Genomic DNA, 16,558 nt, shown 5'->3' on the forward strand with positions numbered 1-16,558 from the left:
CTGGCACAGTGGTGGGGGGAACGGTTGCGTTTCCCGGAGCGTTGTGCGGAGAGAGAGCAGTCAGCGGCTCCGCCGCGCGGGAGGAGGAATGCGCATGACCAATGACCGACTGGTGTGCGCGAACTGCGCGGCCCCCGTCAGTGAGGGGCGCTGCCGCGTCTGCCGTGCGGTCCGGCAGCAGATGCTGGAGGAGCAGGGGCAGGGCCCGCTGGCCGGAATGAATCCGGCCACGCTGATCGCGCTGATGGTCGTGCTGCTGGCGGCGCTCGCGCTGCTGGCCCACCAGACCGCGTAAGCCGGCCCGGGGCCGCCGCAGGCTCCACCGCGCCCTGAGAGGCGCCTCAGAACGTCCGCGTACGGCCGCCGGAGAGCCGGTTGGCGGTTCGGTGCGCGCAGAAGGGCCCGGGAGGCGTTGTCGGCCTCCCGGGCCCTTCCGTGTGTCACGCCGAGCCGTGTACGGGTTCAGCTGCGCCTGTACGCGGTGTTCAGCGGGTCCTGGCGGGACCCTAGGCGACCGTGCGTCCGCCGCCGACCAGACGCGGCAGGATGCGGAAGCCGATGCCGCCCGCGATCATCGTCGCGGCACCGATGACCAGGAAGCCGGTCTCGGCCGCACCGGTCTCGGCGAGCTCTTCCTTGCCCTTGCTCTGCTCGACCGGCTGGTTGCCGACGCTGTCGGTGTCCGTGTTGTCGGCGCACTCGACGACACCGGAGTCGACGGTGCAGGCGTCGTCGCCGCCACCGGTCCCCGGGACGGACGGGTCTGCCGGGTCCGACGGGTCACTCGGGTCCGACGGGTCGGTCGGGTCGGTCGGGTCGGTCGGGTCCGACGGGTCGGTCGGGTCACTCGGGTCGGTGGGCGGGTCCACCGGGTCCGTCGGCGGGTCGACCGGCGGGTCCACCGGCGGGTCAACCGGAGGGTCGACCGGCGGGTCAACGGGGGGATCGACCGGCGGGTCGACGGGCGGGTCAACGGGCGGGTCGACCGGGGGATCGACCGGTGGGTCCACCGGAGGATCGACGGGCGGGTCCACCGGAGGATCAACGGGCGGGTCGACCGGCGGGTCGAGCGGTCCGCCCGGGTTGTTCGGGTCCTCCGGGTTGGTCGGGTCGTCCTGACCGTCCTCCCCGTCGGTCGTCTGGGTCTGGACGTCGGCAACACCGGTGTCGCCACCGAAGTCCAGCGCCTGCGCCGCACCCGCGGCGGTCAGCGAGGCACCTGCGGCAATAACCGCACCAGCGGCTATCCGCGCGACGCGAATACGCGTCCTTTTCGTCATCTGTTGCTACCCCCAGTAGCCGATCTCGTCTTTGGAGCAGCCATATGCGGGCCGTGGCCCTGCGGGGAATCGCCTCGGTGCGGCCACGTCGTGTCGTGACCACCCCGCCAGCCCCCCGGTTCGCACCCGTCCCAGACATACGCATGCTGCTCCAGCACCCTTGCCAGAGTTAAGGATTCCGTCAAGGCCGTTGTGTGCAGTACGCACCCTTATAGATGCTCTTGACGACTATTCGGCAGCACGACTGTGACGCATCGGGCACAGCTCCCCCTCAACTCGCCGCAGGCGGGCACCGACGGAGAAGGGCCCGGACAGTTACCCGTCCGGGCCCAACCCTCGTACCGCTGTGGTTACTTCTCGCGCTGCTTGCGCCAGCGGATGCCCGCCTCGACGAAGCCGTCGATCTCGCCGTTGAAGACCGCTTCGGGGTTGCCCATCTCGAACTCCGTACGCAGGTCCTTGACCATCTGGTACGGGTGGAGGACGTACGAACGCATCTGGTTGCCCCAGGAGTTGCCGCCGTCGCCCTTGAGCGCGTTCATCTTGGCCTGCTCCTCCTGGCGGCGGCGCTCGAGGAGCTTGGCCTGGAGGACGTTCATCGCGGACGCCTTGTTCTGGATCTGCGAGCGCTCGTTCTGGCAGGAGACGACGATGCCGGTCGGCAGGTGGGTCAGACGGACCGCGGAGTCCGTGGTGTTGACGCCCTGTCCGCCGGGGCCCGAGGAGCGGTACACGTCGATGCGCAGCTCGGACTCGTCGATCTCGATGTGGTCGGTCTGCTCGACGACCGGGAGCACCTCGACGCCCGCGAAGGACGTCTGGCGGCGGCCCTGGTTGTCGAAGGGCGAGATCCGGACCAGGCGGTGCGTGCCCTGCTCGACGGAGAGTGTGCCGTAGGCGTACGGGACCTGGACGGAGAAGGTGGTCGACTTGATGCCGGCCTCTTCCGCGTACGCCGTCTCGTAGACCTCGGTCTTGTAGTTGTGCCGCTCGGCCCAGCGGAGGTACATGCGCTGGAGCTTCTCGGCGAAGTCGGCGGCGTCCACGCCACCGGCCTCGGCGCGGACGGTCACCAGCGCCTCACGCGCGTCGTACTCGCCGGACAGGAGGGTGCGGACCTCCATCTCGTCCAGCGCCTTGCGCACGGACTCCAGCTCGGCCTCGGCCTCGGCGAGCGCCTCTGCGTCGCCCTCGTCCTCGGCGAGCTCGAAGAGGACTCCGAGGTCGTCGATGCGGCCGCGCAGGGTCTCGGCCTTGCGGACCTCGGCCTGGAGGTGCGAAAGCTTGCTGGTGATCTTCTGGGCCGCGTCCGGGTCGTCCCAGAGGGACGGTGCCGCTGCCTGCTCCTCGAGCGCGGCGATGTCCGCCCTCAGCGCATCCAGGTCCAGGACGGCCTCGATCGACCCCATGGTCGAGGAGAGGGACTTCAGCTCTTCGGAAATATCGACGACTGCCACGGGTCCAGCGTAACGGCATGGCGGATGAAGCTTGCCCTCCCCCGGGAACCCGGCCGCGACCCGGCAGGCCTACGGGGTCGCCGGGGCCGAGTTCTCGCTGTCCTGCGGGCCCGCCGGGTCGCCGTCGCCTCCGCCGGTGGCCAGCCAGCCGCCGACCGCCACGGCTCCGCAGAGCAGGAGGGCCGCGGCGCCGAGCGTGATGCGGCGCTTGCGGACGGCCGCCGCCTTGTTACGGGCGGAGCCGGGGCGCGGCTTTCCGGGTGCGCGCGGGGCACGGGCGGTGCCGAGCGGGCCGCCGGCCAGCTCGTCCGGGGCCGGGACGCGCATGCTCGTGTGGGTGTCCCGGTTGGAGTCCGGGGCCGAGCCGGGCACCAGCGGGACGGCCCCGCGGCGGCGCGGCTCCTCGGCGGACGGCGTGTACTGCTGCTCGTCGTACGCGGCCGGCCGCTGCTCCGCCTCGTCGCCGCCGGGCTCGTCCACGTCCAGCGGCGGGATGCCGGCGAGGAGCGGGAGGAGGTCGCGGAGGCGTACGGCCAGCTCGGAGGCGCGCAGCCGGGAGGCCGGGGCCTTGGCCAGGCACTGCACCAGGAGCTGCCAGAGCTCCTCGGGGATGCCGGGGAGCGGGACGACGGTCTCGGTGACGTGGCGGCGCAGGACCGCGCCCGGGTGACCGCCGCCGAAGGGCGTGAACCCGGCGAGGAGCTCGTACAGCACGGTCGCGAGCGCGTAGATGTCGACGGCGGCGCGCGGCGGGAGGCCCTCGACGATCTCCGGGGCCAGGTAGTCCGGCGTTCCGATGATCTTGGTGGCCTTGGTGCGGCGCGGAGTGTCGATGAGCTTGGCGACGCCGAAGTCGGTGAGCAGCGCCGGGTGGGCGCCGCCGGGGCCGAGCGGGCCCTCCATGTCGAGCAGGATGTTCTCCGGCTTGACGTCCCGGTGGACCACTCCGGCCTTGTGCGCGGCGGCCAGGCCGTCGGCGACGTCCGCGATGATCGCGACGGCGGCCTCGGGCGCGAGGCGGCGTTCGCGGTCCAGGCGGGTGCGCAGATCGGTGCCGCGTACGAGGGTCATGACCAGGGCGAGGTCGTTGCCGTCCACCACGAGGTCCCGGACGGCGACCACGTGCGGGTGGTCGAGCCCGAGCAGGGCGGTGCGCTCCTGTACGAAGCGGCCCACGAGCTCCTGGTCGGACGCGAGGTCCTCACGGAGCAGCTTGATGGCGACCGGCCCCTCGGGCCCGTCGCCGAGCCACACCGTGCCGGCGCTGCCGCGCCCCAGGATCTGGTGGGCCGTGTACCGGCTGCCGATATTCCGTGCCAAGACTGCTCCCTCAGCGGCTGGCGGTGGACCCCCGGTCGACAAAGTTACGCGGCGTTCGGGGTGGTGCGTGCCCGGGATGGCGCCAACCTGCACTTCTCCGGGCCGATTCGGTCCGGAGAAGTCGACAAAGGGACAGAGTCGAGAGCGTTGGGACCTCTCGCCCGCGACCGTGCAGGGCCCGCCTGTGGCCGCCAGGCTCGCCTTCGGCCGTCAGGTCCGCCCTCGGCCGTCAGGCGCCGCTCGCGCCTCCGCCACCGGTGGTCTCGCCGATCTTGGAGATCCAGTCGGTGACCGTGCTGATCGCGTCACCGATCGCCTCCCAGTAGCCCTTGCCCTGGGCGACCCAGTCCTGGAGCGGGGTCAGCTCCCAGATGAGCCAGCCGGCGACGACCAGCAGCACGATGGTGAACAGGCAGCCCTTGAGGCAGCCGAGACCGGGGATGCGCATCGGGTTGGCGCCGCGCTGCCTCGGCGGACGCGGTTCGCGCGGCGGGCGCTGAGCGGGCCGCTGAGGTTGCTGGGGCTGCTGCGGCTGAGGCGCGTACTGCTGGCGCTGGGGCTGCTGCGGGCCCTGGTAGCGCTGAGGCTGCTGCTGCTGCTGTTGTTGCTGCGGGTACTGCTGCTGGAGGGGCTGCTGCCTGCGCTGCGGCTGCTGTTGGCGCTGCGGAGGCTGCTGGGGCGCCTGGCGCTGCGGGCGGCGGCGCAGCGGGTCCTGGCTCGGGTCCAGGTACTGCACCTGCGTCTGGTCGTTGCGGTCGCGGGCCGCCTGGAGCTGGGACTGCCAGGGGTGCGGGCCGTCCGGCTGCTGCTGCCCGTCGGGGTGGAGCGGCGGTACGGGCGGCATGACGGCGGTCGGGTCGGCGTGGCCCTGGTTGCCGTGGCCCTGGTGGGAGCCGGGGCCTCCGGTCTGCGGGAGCACGCTGGTCGCGGCGGCCGGGTCGTACGAGCCCGCGTTGCTCGGCAGCACCTGCGTGGGGTCCGCGGCGCCGGGGGTCTCCGGGACGGCCGTCGGCGCCGGGTCCGGGGCGAGCAGGGCGCCCACCCCGTCGGCGGCGGCGATCTGGGCCGAGTTCGCGTGGACGCCGATGCCGGCCGCGACCGTGCGCAGGCCACGGGCCAGGTTCTCGGCGCTGGGCCGGCGGTCCGGGTTCTTGCTCAGGCAGCGCTCTATGACCGTCCACAGCGGCTCGGGGACGGTGGAGGGGCGGCGGGGCTCCTCGCTGAGGTGGCGGTGCAGGACCTCCAGGGCGGTGCCGCCGGCGAACGGCGGGCGGCCGGTGACCAGCTCGTACAGCAGGATGCCCGCGCCGTAGATGTCCACGGCGGAGGTCTGCGGGCGGCCTTCGGCGGACTCCGGCGCCACATAGGCGGGCGTGCCGACGAACTCGTGCGTCCGGGTCAGCCCCGGGGAGTCGGCGAGCCGCGCGATGCCGAAGTCGGTGAGCATCGGGGTCATGCCGCCGTTCCGCTCGTCGAGCAGCACGTTGGCCGGCTTGAGGTCGCGGTGGACGACGCCGTCGGCGTGGCTGGCGGCGAGCGCGTCGGCGATCTGCGCGGTGAGCAGGGACGCGGCGACCGGCGTGAGCGGGCCGTTGGCGCGGAGGTAGCGGTGGAGGTCGGGACCGTCGATCAGGTCCATCACCAGCGCGAGCAGATCGCCTTCGACGACCAGGTCGCGGGTGCGCACGATGTTCGGGTGCGTGAGCCTCAGGAGGACCGAGCGCTCCCGCAGGAACCGCATCACGACGTCCGCGTCGTTGGCCAGCTCCTCCTTGAGGACCTTGATCGCCACGGTCTCGCCGGGCTGCCCGGCGACGGCCGCCTCGGCGCCCGCGGTCTCCCGCTGGCGGGCTCGCCAGACGGTGCCCGTGGCCCCGCGTCCGAGCGGCTCCTCCAGGAGGTACTTGCTGCCTACAGGCCGCACGTCTTGCACTCCCTGCTGATCGTGGTGCTTGCGGTCCCCCGGGCCCACCCGGATGCTCCGGGCCGACGCTCCGGCCCATGTTCCGGGCCACTCTAATGCCGCCGGACAAGAGGCCGGGGGATCGCGTTTCGGGGGAAGACGCGCACACCGGACAGATGGTTGCCGCACGCGGTTGACGCTCGGACATCCGAATGCCCGAACAGCAGTTCCGTACGCCTGCGCGGATTGCGGCAGGTAGCCCCCGCCACCAGGGTCCGAGTGGCGGGAACAGGACGCAAGCAGGCACTTTTGCGCCCACAGCCGACCATTCAAGATCATTTAAAGGTGACCGCCGGGCGTGTTGTCAGTGGCAGGTGCGAGGATGCCTCCAAGGACGGATCTGACGGGTCGGGAGCCCGGGGTCCGTGACGACCTGTACGGACGACCTGTCCGTGCCGGGCAGGGGGAATCACAGGGCGTTTCCCCTGCCGGGCACCCCGCGCAGAAGGGACCGCCGACGGCGATGCAGATCCGGCTGACCGTCCTCGCGCCGCGCAGCGGCCAGACCCCGGCGCGCGCCTGCGACGTGCTCGTCACCGCCCCCGCCGGGACGGCGCTGGCCGCGGTCGCCTCCGGCCTGGCCCAGGCCGTCTGTGGGCCCGAGGGGTCCCAGGGCGGCGGGGCCGTGGTGCTCTTCGCCGGGCGGGAGCGGCTGGACGCCCACCGCATCGCCCTGGGTGAGCCGCCGCTGGTGGACGGCGCGGTGCTCTCGCTCCAGGTCCCCGGCGAGGACGAGGCGACGGACGACACCGCTCCGGCCCAGCTCCATGTGGTCGCCGGGCCGGACGCGGGCGGGGTCCATCTGCTGCACGGCGGCCGGATCCGGATCGGCCGCTCCGCGGAGGCCGACGTCCCGCTGGACGATCCGGACGTGTCCCGGCTGCACTGCGCGGTGACGGTCTCCGAGGACGGCCGGGTCGCGGTCGCCGACCTCGGCTCGACCAACGGCACCTCTCTGGACGGTACGGAGGTCCGCGACCGGCCCGTCCCGTTCCCGTCCGGCGCCCTGCTGCGGCTCGGCGAATCGGCCCTGCGGCTCACGGCGGGCGCGCGTACGGTGAAGCTGCCGACGGCCCCGGACGGCGAGGGCCACCTGCGGGTGAGCCGCGCCGAGGTGGAGGCGTACGCGCCGGGCCGGACCCCCGTCTCCGCCGCCACCGCTCACGCGTACGGCGACGGGCCCGCGGCCTCGTACGCATCCCGCCCCGAGCCGGCGGCGTACGAGGCTCAGGAGGCCGGGTCCGGTCAGGGCGGGCCGGAGGCGGCCGCGCACCGGGGCACCCACGGCGTCCGGGAGCCGTTCGGTGGCGGCGAGGCGCCTCGGCGCGGCGGCATAGGCGCCTGGGCGCGGCGGCTGAAGGGCGGCGGGGGCAGGGGCGAGCAGGCCCCGGGCGCGGAGCGGCCGGGCCGGGAGGCGTGGCAGGAGGCGGGGAGCGCCTCGTCCGGACACCATCCGGAGGCCCCGGGCCCATCGTCGTACGGCTCCTCCGGTTCGGCCGGTTCGGCAGGCGACTCCGGTTCCGGCGGCTCCCACGGCTCGGCAGGCGACTTCGGGCACGCGCATCTCGCCTCCCCCACTTCACCGCTCTCTCCGTTCTCCGCCGTACCGTCCGCGCCCGAGGGCACCTGGCCGGATCCGGCGGCGGTGCTGCTGACCGCGCTGGGCCCGGGGCCCCGGCTGTGGGAGCGGCACGACGGGCATCCGGAGGCGCTGGTGGTGCGGCTCGGGACGACCGACCGGGCCGATGTGGAATCGGTGCCGGTGACGGTGGGGCTGCGCGAGGCCGGTTCGCTGGGCCTGGCCGGGCCGCGGGCCCGGCTGGCGGGGCTGGCCCGCGCCACGGTGGCGCAGCTCGCCGCGCTGCACTCGCCGTTCGACCTGGAGATCGTGCTCATCTCCACGGACCGCGCCCGCTCGCTGGAGGAGCGGCGGCGCGAGTGGTCCTGGCTGGGCTGGCTGCCGCATCTGCGCCCGATGCACGGGCAGGACTGCCGGCTCCTCCTCGCGTACGACCGTGAGCAGGCGGCCGCCCGGACGGCCGAGCTGGTCCGCCGCCTGGACGAGGGCCCGCTCGGCCCCGGCTGGCCGAACCTGGACCGTACGGAGGTGGCCGACGCGGCCCGCGCGCACAAGGGCCCGCACACGGTGGTCGTCGTGGACGGCGACCCCGGTACGGCGGCGCTGCGCGAGGCGACGGCCCGGCTGGCCGGTGCGGGGGCGGCGGCGGGTATCCACCTGATCTGCCTGGCCGAGACCCCGGCGGCCTCGCCGACCTCGCCGGTGGCCGCGACGTACGACGCCGCGTGCCGGGTCTCGATCGCCTTCCGCGAGTGCGGGGCGGTCGCGATGCTGAGCGGCGATGTGGCGACGGCGTTGCGCCTGCTGCGGACGGCGGGCGGTCAGGCGGCCGGTCACGGCACGGTGGCGGCGGTGGACGCGGTGTCGGCGGCCTGGGCCGAGCGGTTCGGCCGGGCGCTGGCCCCGCTGCGGGACGAGGGCTCGGCCGCACTGGCGGGCCGCCCGACGACGGCGGCGCTGCCGGCCTCGGCCCGCCTGCTGGACGAGCTGGGCCTGGCCCGCGCGACCCCGGCGTCACTGATGGCCCGCTGGGCCTCCACGGCGGAGGACCAACCGGGCGCCTCGCTCCCCCGGGCCGCAGCCGCGCCCCCGCCCCGGACAGACCTGGAGACCCCCGGCTCGGGCCGCACCTTGAGCGCGGGCCCGCGCGTGGGCCCCCAGCGCACGGCGTCACCGGGCGACCGGGACTCGACCCGTACGCCGTATCCGCCGGCCGGCGAGGGAAGGGACTCGGGGCGTACGCCGTACCCGGGCGCTTCGACCCAGGACCCCGGCCGCACGCCGTACCCGGCAGCCGACAGCCGGGACTCCAGCCGCACCCTGTATCCGGACGGCCGGGACTCCAGCCGTACGCCGTACCCGTCGGGCGAAGCCAGGGGCTCCGGCCGCACGCCGCACCCGGGCGCTTCGACCCAGGACCCCGGCCGCACGCCGTACCCCTCCGCCGAGCACCGGGACTCCGGCCACACGCCGCACCCCTCACGCGCCGCCCACCGGGTCGGCCCGCAAGGCGGCGAGGCCCACGGGCGGCCCGGCCACACCGCGCAGGCCGGCCGGCCCGTGCTCGTGCTCGGGGCCGGGCCCCGGGGTGCGCTCAGCGTCGATCTCGCCGACGAGGGCCCGCACCTCCTCATCGAAGGGCCCGCCGGCAGCGGGCGTACCGAACTGCTGCGGGCCATCGCCGCCTCGCTCGCCTCCTCCGCCCGGCCCGACCGGCTCGGCATCCTGCTCGTCGACGGCGCCGGCGGGAAGCCCGAGGAGCGCGACAGCTCCGCACCGGGACTGCTCCCCTGTACGGAGTTGCCGCACGTCTTCACCCATCTCGTCGCCTCCGACCCGGTCCGGATGCGGGAGTTCGCGCAGGCCCTCGGCGGCGAGCTGAAGCGCCGCGCCGAGCTGCTCGGCCCGCTGGACTTCGCCGCCTGGCACGCGGAGGCGGCCCAGCAGCAGGAGGAGTCCCGGCGGGTCGTGGGCCAGCGTCCGCCGAGCGGTGCCGAGCACCGGGGCGACCTGGAGTCCCCGGCCAGCGGCACGCTGCGGCTGCGCCAGGTCGCGCCGCGGGCGTCGGACCCGGGCCCCTCACCGCTGCCGCGCCTGGTCGTGCTGGCCGACGACTTCGACGCACTGGTCGCTCCGGGGCTCGGCAGCCCCGGCCGGCCCGCCGCCGGTTCCGTGGTGCGGGCGCTGGAGGCGGTGGCCCGGGACGGCGGCCGGCTCGGGGTGCACCTGGTCGCCACCTCGGCGCGCCCGGACCGCACGGAGGACACCGAGCTGGCCCGGGGGGCGAGGCTGCGCATCGTGCTGGACGCGCCGGTCCTGCCGCCCTCTCCGGACGAACCGGCGCCGGGCCGGGGCCGGTTGGGCCATCCGGACGGCCGGGTGACGCCGTTCCAGGGCGGCCGGGTCACGGGCCGCATTCCGCGTACGGCGACCCTGCGGCCCACCGTCGTACCGCTGGAATGGGAGCGGATGGGCGATCCGCCGACCCGCCGCCCGGTCCGTGAGCTGGGCAACGGCCCTACGGACCTGGCCTTGCTCGCCAGCGCCCTGGAACGCGCGGCCCGCTCGGTCAACGCCGAGCGCCTGCCTCCGTTGATCCCGTTCCCAACGTGAGGCCGCGAGCCTGATGCCGTTCCCGACGTGGGACCACGCGCCCGACAAGCTCCTGATCCCGTTCCCGAGGTGACGACGTGAGGCCGGCCTGCCACTGAAACCCCGTTTCCCCTGCCCCTGCCCGCCCGGCCCTCACCTCATTCCGCCACATCCGCGCACATCCGCTGACGCCACGTCACGAGGCGATCACGATCACCGTGTTGGGCCGGACGGCGGTATTGCGGGGCCCGTGCGCCGGGCGTAGGACTGTGCGCACGGACGACGCAGCCCGGGCGACGACAGCGAGGTCGGGCGCGTACGCAAGAGACGGGGCAGGAATGCGGACAACCCTTTCCATACGCAGGGCCGCTCTCGTCTTCACGGCGGTCGGCGCGCTGGCGCTGACCGGCTGCGGGGACGGCGGCGAGCCGAAGAAGTCGGGCGGCGGGACGGACCAGGGCACCGACAGCGCCCCCACCGTCACCCTGCCGAAGCTGGACGGCGAGAACATCTCCGTCGCTGCGGTCTGGACCGGACCCGAGCAGGCCAACTTCACCAAGGTGCTGGGCGAGTTCGAGAAGCGTACGGGCGCGAAGGTCACCTTCGTCCCGGCCCAGGACCCGATCGTGAACTTCCTCGGTACGAAGATCGCGGGCGGTCAGCCCCCGGACGTCGCGATGATCCCGCAGGTCGGCGCGATCCAGCAGGCGGTGGCCAAGAAGTGGGCCAAGCCGGTCGGTGCGGAGGCGAAGGCCCAGCTGACGAAGAACTACGCCAAGGTGTGGCAGGACCTGGGGGCGGTGGACGGCACCCAGTACGGCGTGTACTTCAAGGCCGCCAACAAGTCCCTGATCTGGTACAACGCGGCGGCCTTCGACAACGCGGGCGCGACCGAGCCGAAGACCTGGAAGGACTTCATCACCACCGCGGAGACCATCTCCGCCTCCGGCGTCACCCCGGTCTCCGTGGCGGGCGCCGACGGCTGGACGCTCACCGACTGGTTCGAGAACGTCTACCTCTCGCAGGCGGGCCCGGAGAAGTACGACCAGCTGGCCAAACACGAGATCCCGTGGACCGATCCGTCCGTCAAGGACGCGCTGACCACGCTCGCCGAACTGTTCGGCAAGCCGGAGCTGATCGCGGGCGGCGCGGACGGCGCGCTCCAGACGGAGTTCCCGGCCTCGGTGACCCAGACGTTCACCGGCGGCGACCAGCCCAAGGGCGCCATGGTCTTCGAGGGCGACTTCGTCTCCATCAACATCGCGCAGACAGAGGCGAAGATCGGTACGGACGCCAAGGTCTTCCCGTTCCCGGCGGTCGGCGCGGACTCCCCGGTGGTGACCGGTGGCGACGCCGCCGTGGCGCTGAAGGACAGCAAGGGCGCGCAGGCGCTGCTGACCTGGCTGGCCTCGGCGGACGCGGCGAAGATCTGGGCGGAGGCAGGCGGGTTCATCTCGCCGAACAAGACCCTGGACGTGGCCGCGTACCCCAACGACGTGCAGCGCACGATGGCCGAGGCGCTCGTCGCGGCCGGGGACGACGTCCGCTTCGACATGTCCGACCAGGCCCCGCAGTCGTTCGGCGGGACGCCCGGGAAGGGCGAGTGGAAGATCCTCCAGGACTTCCTGAAGAATCCGAAGGACATCGCGGGGGCCCAGCAGAAACTGGAGTCCGAAGCGGCCAAGGCGTACAAGAGCTGACGCGGTGGCCACCACGAACGCGGAGGGCGCCGGACCGGCGCCCTCCGCCTCCGCAGACACGGATCCTCCGACGCCGACGAAGAACAGGAGCGTGACCGGGACCCGACGCCTCATCGCGGCGGCGTTCCTGCTGCCCGCGCTGGTGCTGCTCGGCGCGCTGGTGGTCTATCCGATCGGCTACTCCGTCTACCGGTCGTTCTTCGACCAGGCCGGTACCGGCTTCGCCGGGTTCGACAACTACACGGCGCTCTTCACCGACGACACGATCCTCACCGCGGTGAAGAACAACGCGATCTGGGTGGTGTTCGCGCCGACCGTCGCCACCGCGCTGGGCCTGATCTTCGCGGTGCTGACCGAACGCATCCGCTGGGGTACGGCGTTCAAGCTGATCGTCTTCATGCCGATGGCGATCTCGATGCTGGCGGCGGGCATCATCTTCCGGCTCGTCTACGACCAGGCGCCCGAGCGCGGGGTGGCCAACGCGGTCGCGGTGAGCGTGCACGACACGTTCAACGAGTCGGCGGGCTTCCCGAAGGCGAAACCGTTGCCGGTCCATCCGCTGGAGAAGGGTGAGGGCGGGTCGTACGTCTCCAAGGAGCCGGTACGGGCCGGGCAGCCGGTCCGGGTGCCGCTGGTCGGCGTGGCCCCGGCCAAGATGCCCGGCGACGCCCGCCCGGCGCAGGCGGACCCGGCGGCGGACGGCGACCGGATCACCGGTACGGCCTGGCTGGACTTCACCCGGGGCGGCGGCGGAAAGCCCAATGTCGTCGACCCGGAGGAGCTGGGCCTGAAGGGCCTCAAGGTGGAGGCGGTCAAGGACGGCAAGGTGATCGCCACCGCGACCGCCGGCGCCGACGGCGTGTTCACGCTCCCCGCCTCGGCGGACGGAGCCCAACTCCGCCTGCCCGCCGACAACTTCCGCGAGCCCTACAACGGCGTCGACTGGCTCGGCCCGTCGCTCGTGACACCCGGGATCATCGGCAGTTACGTGTGGATGTGGGCCGGGTTCGCGATGGTGCTGATCGCCGCCGGGCTGGCCGGTCTGCCGCGCGAGCTCCTGGAGGCGGCCCGGGTGGACGGCGCCAACGAGTGGCAGGTGTTCCGCCGGATCACCGTGCCGATGCTGGCGCCGGTCCTGGCGGTGGTGCTGGTGACGCTGATGATCAACGTACTGAAGGTCTTCGACCTGGTCTTCATCATCGCGCCGGGCTCCAGCCAGGACGACGCGAACGTCCTGGCGCTCCAGCTGTACCGCTCCTCGTTCGGCACGGACGCCGATCTGGGCATCGGCAGCGCGATCGCGGTGCTTCTGCTGCTGCTGGTGCTGCCGGTGATGTTGTTCAACATCCGGCGTATGCGGAAGGAGGCGCAGCGATGAGCACACCGACCGAACTCAAAGCCAGGCAGTCACTCGGCGCCCGGATCGCCGCGCGTCTCGGCGGCGGGGTGATGCGGGTCTTCCTGATCCTCGTCGCGCTGTTCTGGATCATGCCGACCATCGGCCTGTTCCTCTCCTCGCTCCGCGGGCCCGAGGACATCGCGGCCACCGGCTGGTGGAAGATCTTCACCGCCCCGTCCGAGCTGACCTTCGACAACTACCAGCGCCTGCTGGACAATTCGACGATCACCGGCTCGCTCGTCTCCACCATCATGATCACCGTGCCGTCCACCGTCCTGGTGGTGGTGATCGGCTCGCTCGCCGGGTACGCCTTCGCGTGGATGGACTTTCCCGGCCGCGACTGGTGGTTCCTGCTGGTGGTCGGCCTGCTGGTGGTCCCCGTACAGGTCGCGCTGATCCCGGTCTCCGAACTCTTCGGCACCATCGGGATCTTCGAGACGACGCTCGGGGTGGTCCTCTTCCACACGGCCTTCGGGCTGCCCTTCGCGATCTTCCTGCTGCGGAACTTCTTCGCGGAGATCCCGCGCGAACTGCTGGAGGCCGCACGGCTGGACGGAGCCGGCGAGATCCGTCTCTTCACCCGGGTCGTGATGCCGCTCGGCGGTCCGGCGATCGCCTCGCTCGGGATCTTCCAGTTCCTGTGGGTGTGGAACGACATGCTGGTGGCGCTGATCTTCGCGGGTTCCGACTCGCCGCCGATCACCGTGGCGCTCCAGCAGCAGGTACGCCAGTTCGGCAACAACATCGACGTCCTGGCGCCCGGCGCCTTCGTATCGATGATCATCCCGCTGGTGGTGTTCTTCGCCTTCCAGCGGCAGTTCGTGTCCGGCGTCATGGCGGGTGCGGTCAAGTAACACCCGCAGCAAGCAACACCTGGGGCAACGCCCTCACGTACAGCCGTACGTCAACCCGGAGCGGCCCGGTTCCCCGGAACCGGGCCGCTTCGGCGCGCACATCGCCCGAATGCCACGCCCGGCGTAACCCTGTCATTCCATCCGACGTTTGCGGGCCACCTGGTTCCCGCGAACGACCCATGGATGTGTAGTGCCCCGGTTCTCCGTCATCGTGCCCGCATTCCGGGTCCAGGCGTATCTGCACGCGTGTCTGGACTCCGTGCTGAGCCAGTCCTTCAAGGACTTCGAGGTCGTCGTGGTCGACGACTGCTCCCCGGACACCTGCGGCCCGATCGCCGACGAGTACGCCCGCCGGGACCCCCGCGTCACCGCTCTCCACCTCCCCCGCAACGCCGGCCTCGGACCGGCCCGCAACGCCGGGATGGAGCGGGCCACCGGCGACTACCTGATCTTCCTGGACGGCGACGACACCCTCCTGCCCGACGCGCTCCAGACCATCGCGGACCGGCTCGGCACGACCGGCGACCCGGACGTCCTGATGTACGACTACACGCGGACGTACTGGTCGGGCCGGAGCGTACGCAACGTCCTCGCGGACCGGCTCGCGGAGCACGGCCCGGCCTCCTTCCGGCTGGCCGACCGTCCAGAGCTGCTCCAGCTCCTCATGGTCGTCTGGAACAAGGCGTACCGCCGTGCGTTCGTCGAGGCGGAAGCATTCACCTTCCCGCCCGGCTACTACGAGGACACCCCGTGGACCTATCCGGTGCTGATGTCCGCCGGGTCGATCGCGGTCCTGGACGCGGTCTGCGTCTCCTACCGGCAGCGGCGGCGCGGCAACATCCTCTCCACCACCAGCGAGAAGCACTTCGACATCTTCGACCAGTACGACCGGGTCTTCGCGTTCCTCGACGCGCGGCCCGAACTGGCCCCCTGGCGGCCGGTGTTGTTCCGCCGGATGGTCGACCACTTCTGCGCCGTGTACGCCTCCCGGGACCGTCTCCCGCACCCCAGCCGCGCCGCCTTCTTCCGCCGGGCCACCGCCTCCTGCCGCCGCCACGCCACCCCCGGCGCCCCGGTCCCCCGCCGCGCCCGGCTCCGCCACGGCCTGGTCCGGCTCGGCGCGCGCCGCACCTACCGGGCCCTGGCCGCGAGCCGGCGGATCGGCGAGGGGCTGCGGCGGAGCGCGGCCGGCCTGCGCGGGGCGGTCCGGGGCGCGGCGCTCCGGGCGCACTACCGCCTCCAGCGCCAACTGCCCCTGCGGCCCCGGGACGCGGTCTTCGCCACCGGCGGCGAGGGGCCGTACGCGGGCGAGCCGGCCGCGATCGAGGCGAAGGCGCGCGAACTGGTCCCGGGCCTGCGGACCGCGTGGATCTGCCGCCCGCTGCACGCCCACACCGTGCCGCCCGCCACCCGCACACCGGCGCCGGGCTCCTTCGCCTACTGGAGTGCCCTCGCCCGCTCCACGTACCTCGTGAACGACGGCGCCTTCGACCCGCGGCTGGTGAAGCGGCGCGGCCAGCTCCTCCTCCAGACCCACCGCGGCACCCCGCTCACGACCGTCGGCACCGATCTCCTGGACCGGCCCGCCGCCGCCCGGTCCACCGACTTCGAGCAGCTGCTGCGCGACGTCGACCGCTGGGACTTCGCGCTCTCCGCCAACCCGCACTCCACCCTCGTACGGGAGCGGGCCTACCCGTCCGGGTACACGACGCTCGAATACGGCTCCCCGCGCAACGACGTCCACCACCGCACCGGCCCCGCCGACGTGGCCCGCCTCCGCGAGACGCTCGCCGTCCCGGCCGGCGCCACGGCCCTCCTGTACGCCCCGGCCCACCGCGACTACCGCCGCGCCCAGCGGCCCGGCCTGGACCTGGAGCGGCTGATCCGGGTGCTGGGCCCGCAGTTCGTGATCCTGGACCTCGCTCCCGGCAGCGGTCGTCCGCGTACGCCCCACCCCCGGATCATCGACGTCACCGGCCACCCCTGCCCGGAGACGCTGGCGCTCGCCTCGGACGCGCTGATCACGGACTACGCGTCGCTGATGTTCGACTACGTCAACCTGGACCGCCCGGTCGTCCTGCATCTGGAGGACATCGAGGCGTACGAGGCCGCCCGGGGAACCTACTTCGACATCACGGCGTTCCCGCCCGGCGTCGTCGCGCGCGGCCAGGACGAACTGTTCGACATCTTCGCCACGGACCACTGGCGGGGTTCACGCTCGGCGCAGCTGCGCGCCGCGTTCCGGGCCCGGTTCTGTCCGTACGACGACGGGAACGCGGCCGAGCGCGTGGTGCGGCGGGTCTTCCTCGGCGAGACGGACGGACTGCCGCTGCCCGTCCCGCCGGCGGCCCGCCGGGCGGTTCTCCCGGCGCAGCAGAACCCGGCGGGCGCGCAGGTGTCCCGGGGCTGAGCCG

10 protein-coding genes are annotated in these 16,558 nt (G+C 73.1%); 6 read left to right on the forward strand and 4 right to left on the reverse strand.

Annotated features, from left to right (window positions below):
• Window positions 1-94: 94 nt before the first annotated feature.
• Complete coding sequence (locus tag ACIRR8_RS04040; RefSeq protein ID WP_404058600.1) at window positions 95-295, forward strand: hypothetical protein; 201 nt, start codon at window positions 95-97, stop codon at window positions 293-295.
• A 211-nt stretch (window positions 296-506) separates the two neighbouring features.
• Here ACIRR8_RS04040 and ACIRR8_RS04045 read toward each other — a convergent pair whose 3' ends face one another.
• The 4 genes from ACIRR8_RS04045 to ACIRR8_RS04060 form a co-directional block, all read right to left on the reverse strand.
• Window positions 507-1,280 carry a hypothetical protein gene (locus ACIRR8_RS04045; RefSeq protein ID WP_404058602.1) on the reverse strand — a complete coding sequence of 258 codons (774 nt, stop codon included), beginning with the start codon at window positions 1,278-1,280 and terminating at the stop codon, window positions 507-509.
• Between the two features lie 350 nt (window positions 1,281-1,630).
• The gene (prfB, locus tag ACIRR8_RS04050) at window positions 1,631-2,737 is read right to left on the reverse strand and encodes a peptide chain release factor 2 (protein ID WP_404058604.1); all 1,107 of its coding nucleotides are present in this window, start codon (window positions 2,735-2,737) and stop codon (window positions 1,631-1,633) included.
• A 69-nt stretch (window positions 2,738-2,806) separates the two neighbouring features.
• The gene (locus tag ACIRR8_RS04055; RefSeq protein WP_404058606.1) at window positions 2,807-4,057 is read right to left on the reverse strand and encodes a serine/threonine-protein kinase; all 1,251 of its coding nucleotides are present in this window, start codon (window positions 4,055-4,057) and stop codon (window positions 2,807-2,809) included.
• 229 nt (window positions 4,058-4,286) lie between these two features.
• Window positions 4,287-5,981, reverse strand: coding sequence for a protein kinase (locus tag ACIRR8_RS04060; protein ID WP_404058608.1), 1,695 nt, complete (start codon window positions 5,979-5,981; stop codon window positions 4,287-4,289).
• 502 nt (window positions 5,982-6,483) lie between these two features.
• Between ACIRR8_RS04060 and ACIRR8_RS04065 the strand changes: the two genes are divergently transcribed.
• The 5 genes from ACIRR8_RS04065 to ACIRR8_RS04085 all read left to right on the forward strand — a co-directional run bounded on the left by ACIRR8_RS04065 (window position 6,484) and on the right by ACIRR8_RS04085 (window position 16,554).
• Window positions 6,484-10,212, forward strand: a complete 3,729-nt coding sequence (locus ACIRR8_RS04065) for an FHA domain-containing protein (RefSeq protein ID WP_404058610.1) — start codon at window positions 6,484-6,486, stop codon at window positions 10,210-10,212.
• Window positions 10,213-10,529: 317 nt separating this feature from the next.
• Window positions 10,530-11,891, forward strand: coding sequence for an ABC transporter substrate-binding protein (locus tag ACIRR8_RS04070; RefSeq protein ID WP_404058612.1), 1,362 nt, complete (start codon window positions 10,530-10,532; stop codon window positions 11,889-11,891).
• 91 nt (window positions 11,892-11,982) lie between these two features.
• Complete coding sequence (locus ACIRR8_RS04075; RefSeq protein WP_404058614.1) at window positions 11,983-13,269, forward strand: ABC transporter permease subunit; 1,287 nt, start codon at window positions 11,983-11,985, stop codon at window positions 13,267-13,269.
• Window positions 13,266-14,144 (forward strand): carbohydrate ABC transporter permease, encoded by an 879-nt coding sequence (locus ACIRR8_RS04080; protein ID WP_404058616.1) that lies wholly within the window; start codon window positions 13,266-13,268, stop codon window positions 14,142-14,144. The genes ACIRR8_RS04075 and ACIRR8_RS04080 overlap by 4 nt, the downstream gene beginning before the upstream one ends.
• A gap of 190 nt (window positions 14,145-14,334) precedes the next feature.
• A complete protein-coding gene (locus ACIRR8_RS04085) occupies window positions 14,335-16,554 on the forward strand; it encodes a CDP-glycerol glycerophosphotransferase family protein (protein ID WP_404058618.1) in 2,220 nt (739 codons plus the stop codon).
• Window positions 16,555-16,558: the final 4 nt, after the last annotated feature.

This window comes from Streptomyces sp. NPDC101178 (genome assembly GCF_044767965.1).
Taxonomy (GTDB): domain Bacteria; phylum Actinomycetota; class Actinomycetes; order Streptomycetales; family Streptomycetaceae; genus Streptomyces.